The organism is Crocosphaera watsonii WH 8501 (genome assembly GCF_000167195.1).
In the GTDB taxonomy this organism is placed as follows: domain Bacteria; phylum Cyanobacteriota; class Cyanobacteriia; order Cyanobacteriales; family Microcystaceae; genus Crocosphaera; species Crocosphaera watsonii.
The window spans coordinates 1-5,508 of record NZ_AADV02000227.1 but is presented as its reverse complement, the minus strand read 5'-3'; the positions used below and the strand labels follow the sequence as shown (position 1 = coordinate 5,508).

Genomic DNA, 5,508 nt, shown 5'->3' with positions numbered 1-5,508 from the left:
GATTAAACCTGGAAGAAGAATTGTAATAATGGGGAATCAAGCAAATTTGGTAATAGTCNTGAATGAAAAAAGACAGAAAGGTGATTTGGAAAAACTAGGAAAACGACTTTCCCCAAGAAGAGAAGAATTCCCCAAAATTTCTTAAAAGAAATACAATCTGAAGAAATTGGACATCCTCAAGCTGCTCGATATAAAATAAAAGCTATTAATAAAAAATTGAGATTGTTGGAAATAAAAGAAGTTGAACTGATTGAAACTTACTCGAAAAAAAAGGAAAAGATTTATAAAATGATTAGTCTGATCATCAAAAAAGATGAAGAGATAAGTAGAAAGACTAAAGAAGCAGGAAAATTTATTTTAGCAACTAACTTAGTAGAGGAAAATAAATTAGAAGCTAGTGAAATTCTGATAACTTATAAAAACCAGCAATCTACGGAAAGAGGATTTCGATTTTTGAAAGATCCCTTATTTTTTACTGATAGTTTCTTCGTTGAAAAACCAGAAAGAATAGAAACAATGTTATTTTTAATGTCTTTGTGTTTGTTGATTTATAACTTGGGGCAAAGAGAATTAAGAAATTGTTTAAAAAGAGTCAAAAAAGGAATAAATAATCAAGTAGGGAAAGTAACATTGCGTCCGACTTTGAGGTGGATATTTCAATGTTTTCAAGGTATTCATTATGTGATTTTAAACGGAGTTAAACAAATTGTAAATTTAACAGAAGAAAGGCGTTTTATATTGAGTTTATTACCTGCATCTTGTGAAAGATATTATCTATAAATTGAATTGGATAAAGCAAAAATAATAAAAGAATAAGAGTCTAATGATATCAAATGAGAAGAGGAAACTCTCCTTCGTTTGTGCTGAGTCTTGCTAAGTTTTCAATGAGTATAAATCTTCTTAATTTGATTATTTTTCCTAAAAATTTAATGAAAAGAGAAATATTCTTGCCCAGGTATGATTTTCGGACTTTTTAAAACTATGTATTTTTTTATACTACATTTTGAAGTGCGGAATCTGGGTTATTACACTGGTTCGCCTTCACGATGGTTCAGGTGTACCTTCACTTTCGTTATTCATGATGACCTGCTCACAGGTGACAACTTTTAGGCTAGTGCAGCTTGGCGAAAGTAATCCACCAGATTTTTACAGAAACTTTCGTGACTAGCCACGACAATGTGTTTCAATGAAACTAACGGAAGAATCTCGAAGTTGATGTCCATGATAAAAGCATTGCCAATTAACCTCTCCAACCTACAGAAAACAGTACTCCAACAAATAGTGAGAGGGACAACAAACCCCTATCGCCTTGTTAGACGAGCCAAGCTAATCTTAGCCGCAGCATCAGGAGAGAGCAATAGTTCGATTAGTCGAAGATTAGAATTAGACCGAGTACAAGTGCGTCAGTGGCGATCGCGATGGTTTGAGGAGAGAGAAAAACTGAGTGCCGCCGAAGAACAACAGGTAACGGAGAAAGCATTAATGGTCTTGATCAAAGGAATTTTAAGCGATCGCCCAAGACCTGGAACAACAAAATCCTTTACGGTCGAACAAGTAGTCCAGATTGTAGAGATCGCTTGTGAAGAATGTGAAAAATCAGACAGACCAGTGAGCCATTGGACACCTTCAGAGTTGGCGGATGAAGCCATAAAAAGAGGAATTGTCGAAAAGATTTCCCCCCGTAGTGTGGGGCGTTTTTTAAAAAGAAGCGACATTACAACCACATCTCGTTCGTTACTGGTTAAATGCCAAAATTGATGATCCCTTAAAATTTAAAAAGCAAGTCAAATATATCTGTGAACTTCATCAAGAAGCTAAAACTTTGTTAGAACAAGGAATTCATTTAATTAGTACAGATGAAATGACAGGGATTCAAGCTCTTGAGAGATTATTTCCGAACAAAAGAATCAAGCCTAAACAAGTAGAAAAAATCGAATTTGAATATGAAAGACACGGAACTTTAAGCTTGATTGCGAACTGGGATGTGGCAAGAGGAAAAGTTGTTAGTCCCTCTATTGGATCGACAAGAACAGAACAAGATTTTTCTGAACATATCCAGAGAACGATTAAGATTGATGAAAAAGCAGAATGGATTTTTATTGTAGATAAACTCAACACTCATAAATCGGAAAGCTTAGTCAAATTAGTAGCAGAAAGCTGTGGAATTACTATTGATTTGGGGAGAAAAGGAAAGGAGGGGATTTTGCAATCTATGGACAGCAGAGCAGATTTTTTATCAGATGAATCTCATCGAATTCGCTTTGTTTATATTCCCAAACATACATCGTGGCTTAATCAAATTGAGTGTTGGTTTTCGATCTTAGTCCGGCGTTTACTCAAAAGAATTACTGTCCGTTCAACTGAAGAACTATCCCAAAAAATTCTCAATTTTATTGATTACTTTAATCAACATTTTGCTAAGCCGTTCGTTTGGAAATTTAAGGGCTTTAAAGATCATAAGTGACTGGTGGATTATTTTTGCTAAGCTGCACTAGTCATTGGAGATAAAGAATCCTATACTGAATGTGATATTGTGCAAGAGTTGTATTAGACTGAAAAGAGTTTGTGAAACTCTATAATCAAAACAAGTATATAAGCCCAGGTATAATGTGAGGTTAGTTATGATGAAATCATTAATCCGTTGGAGTGCCACCCTTAGCCTATTAGGCAGTACCCTACTTGGCACTTGGTCGGCGCAAATGCCCAAAGTTTTAGCTCTGCCTGAAGCTGAGGTGATCGAACTCTTACAAGGAGTTCCTGTTTTTACCATCACCACAGAAGACGGAGGCCCTCTGATTGTTAATTTAGAAGATCAGAAAGTAACACAGGTTTTTATGAGTCAAGAAGATGCCAATAGATTTTTGGCTCAACTCCAAAAAAATCAGCCAGAAATAGGCAGCAGAGTCAAGGTACAACCAGTTTCTTTGGGAGAAATTTATCGTTTTGCTTTGGCCAACAATACAGAAACAGAGTCCTTGAAATTTGCTTATATTCCTATGCAAAGCGCAGTGGAATCGGCTAAAAAAGTTCTAGGGGATAATGGACAACAATATCAAGGAGGGGTTCCCTTATTTATCCTTCGGGGAGGCCCCGAGAATAGTATCCTAACTATTGAACAAAACAATCAGCAGGTGATACCCTTCTTCTTTGAAAAAGCTCCTATTCAAGCGATCGCAGAAAGAATGAAGAAAGATCAGCCAGATATTGCTGCAACCATGAAAATTGAAGTAGTTGCCTTGGAAAATATCATCGGTTTATTGCAAACTCAAGACGATGCCATGCTCAAACAGATACAATTAGTTCCTTCCCAAGAAACTATGAAATTTATTCAAGAGGCTATCGAGTCTCAGCAAAGTCAAGGTCAATAAAATTCTAATTAGGGTTTGCTGAATAAAAGCAAAACCCTATTCTTTAAAAGGTTACACCCATATTCGCGATCGCAAAAAAGATCAGCTTTGTCGGCTACAAACCGCTATAATTGGTAGAAACACCTCCCAGTTGTTGGTCAAGAACAAATGTATCGAAAAGAGGAGCAACCTTTACCGCCCCCAGAAAAATTTGAATTACCTTTCGAGGGCAAATTGTCCCCCAATAATCGTTGGGTAATCATGGCAGAGTTGATACCTTGGGATGATTTTGAGGAAGAATATGCTAAACTTTTTTCAGCAGAAAAAGGTGCGCCAGCCAAACTATTTAGAATGGCATTAGAGACATTAATTATTAAGGAAAAATTAGGAACAAGTGATAGAGAAACTATAGAACAGATTAGAGAAAATCCCTATCTACAATACTTTATAGGTTTAAATTGTTATCAACAAGAGCCACCACTGGAATCTTCAATGCTAGTTCATTTTAGGAAAAGAATTGATTTCGTCTAAGGCTCCATCGGCTGGATCTACATTAGATGAACGAAGTTTAGCAACTAATAAATGATGCCCACAGAAAATATATAAAGGAGCATAACATACTCCGTGATAATAACTATTAAAAAATGCCCCTTCTTGATTACCATGTACTTGGTCATCCGTGACATCCATATCTAATATAATACTTAAGGGAGGTTTTTTATAAGACTCTAAAAAAAATTCGACAAAAGATTTTTCAATGGCTTCAAAGTTGGGTTCTATTTTATGATAACGACTCGTTTTTTGGTCGAGAATAGTCTCAGGACAATATTCCAATCTATTAATTGTACTTTTTCCAGCTAACCATCCCTTTTTATCTTCAAGTTCATTAAGCTTTTCTAAAGCGATCTTAAGGGCAGGATTGTGACGTAATTTATCATGGTCATTGACATCTTCATAGCCTAAAATAATTCCATAAAGCCTTTGTGCTAATAACTCATGAACGGAATGATCTACATAAGATTGATGACGATGATCTTGAAAACAGTTACCAAACTTCTCGGTAATTCCCAGTTTTTTATCCAACTCAGCTATCCAGACAATCCCCGCATCTGAAGTGATTAGTCCCCCATCAAAATTAGCGATTATTTCTTTTCCTTTCTGCTTACTAAAGTTGATTACTTGACGAGGGGTTCGGGGATGACTGGGACTCATTAAATCAGTTTAAGGTAAATTGCTTTAATAATTAGGGTTTGCTGAAAAAGTTTCTCCAAAATTTATGCCACCTTTGACCAAGAATTTTCTGACAAATCAATAAGTTTTAGTACATAAAAATTGTTTAAAGTATAATCAAAATTAATGAAAGGCGGTTTGATGAGTTCCCCTGTTCTATTGTTAGTAAATAAGGACAAAAAAAGCGACAAAAACTGCCTCAGAAGTTTAGAAAGATTGACAACTAAAAATGTAATAGCAATAGATGTAATGGAGGTTTCAGGTAGTTTTGTCATCACGAGATTTAGGCTAAATCTTCGTTTAGCTTGTCCAAACTTTCCCTCAATAGCATTACGGAAGCATTCATCGGAGTGGGCTTGTTTCTTTTCTTCTTCACTGACATTTTTCGGAGGTCTTCCTAACTTCGGACCACTGATTCTTATCCCTCTTTCCTTACACCAATTTCTGTTTTCCCTAGTTCGATAAATTTTATCTACATGGACGGATTCGGGATAATAGCCAAACGTTTCTTTATACTTTTCTACTTGTTCTTTTAAATGACAAGATTCATTGAAGTTTTCCCAACTTATTTTGTCTAGAAACACATAGTTATCTACACAGCTTACTGAGAGTTTAGCTCCAAACTCTATTGGTTTTCCTGCTTTTCCCCTCACTATTGGACGAATATGCCGTTGAGTTAAACTTACAATTCTTTGAGGAACACTCTGGGCCTTATTCTCCCCACATGACTGTTGGTGTTCCTAAACTTTTTTGATAGTCTCTAAACAATTTTTCTGTCTTTTACTCCAAATTTTCCCAGGGAAGCCCCCCGCTTTGGAATTAAAGCCTTCCCTAATTTTCCCAAAATTTTTTCCTTAAAGGGAATTTTTAACCTTGGTTTCCCCAAAAGGCCTTTTTCCTCCCTTTCCCTTGAAATAAGAAAACCTTTTTT

General features: G+C 35.8%; 3 protein-coding genes and 4 pseudogenes. 5 read left to right on the top strand and 2 right to left on the bottom strand.

Features of this window, described 5'->3' with window-relative positions; all coding sequences use genetic code 11:
* Positions 1-32 precede the first annotated feature (32 nt).
* The 5 genes and pseudogenes from CWATDRAFT_RS29440 to CWATDRAFT_RS29420 all read left to right on the top strand — a co-directional run.
* Positions 33-780: pseudogene (locus CWATDRAFT_RS29440) on the top strand (IS1634 family transposase); the annotation flags it as partial.
* 396 nt (positions 781-1,176) lie between these two features.
* Positions 1,177-1,758: a helix-turn-helix domain-containing protein gene (locus tag CWATDRAFT_RS29435; RefSeq protein WP_007303067.1), complete on the top strand. Its 582-nt coding sequence runs from the start codon at positions 1,177-1,179 to the stop codon at positions 1,756-1,758.
* 64 nt (positions 1,759-1,822) lie between these two features.
* Positions 1,823-2,464 (top strand): transposase, encoded by a 642-nt coding sequence (locus CWATDRAFT_RS29430; RefSeq protein ID WP_007308379.1) that lies wholly within the window; start codon positions 1,823-1,825, stop codon positions 2,462-2,464.
* 160 nt (positions 2,465-2,624) lie between these two features.
* Positions 2,625-3,368: a Tic22 family protein gene (locus CWATDRAFT_RS29425; protein ID WP_021831750.1), complete on the top strand. Its 744-nt coding sequence runs from the start codon at positions 2,625-2,627 to the stop codon at positions 3,366-3,368.
* A gap of 147 nt (positions 3,369-3,515) precedes the next feature.
* A pseudogene (locus tag CWATDRAFT_RS29420) lies at positions 3,516-3,869 on the top strand (transposase); the annotation flags it as partial.
* Here the strand turns inward: CWATDRAFT_RS29420 and CWATDRAFT_RS29415 are convergent.
* A pseudogene (locus tag CWATDRAFT_RS29415) lies at positions 3,867-4,559 on the bottom strand (IS1380-like element ISCwa5 family transposase); the annotation flags it as partial. The pseudogenes CWATDRAFT_RS29420 and CWATDRAFT_RS29415 sit on opposite strands and share 3 nt — an antisense overlap.
* A 62-nt stretch (positions 4,560-4,621) precedes the next feature.
* Positions 4,622-5,365 (bottom strand): annotated as a pseudogene (locus CWATDRAFT_RS29410) (transposase); the annotation flags it as partial.
* Positions 5,366-5,508: the final 143 nt, after the last annotated feature.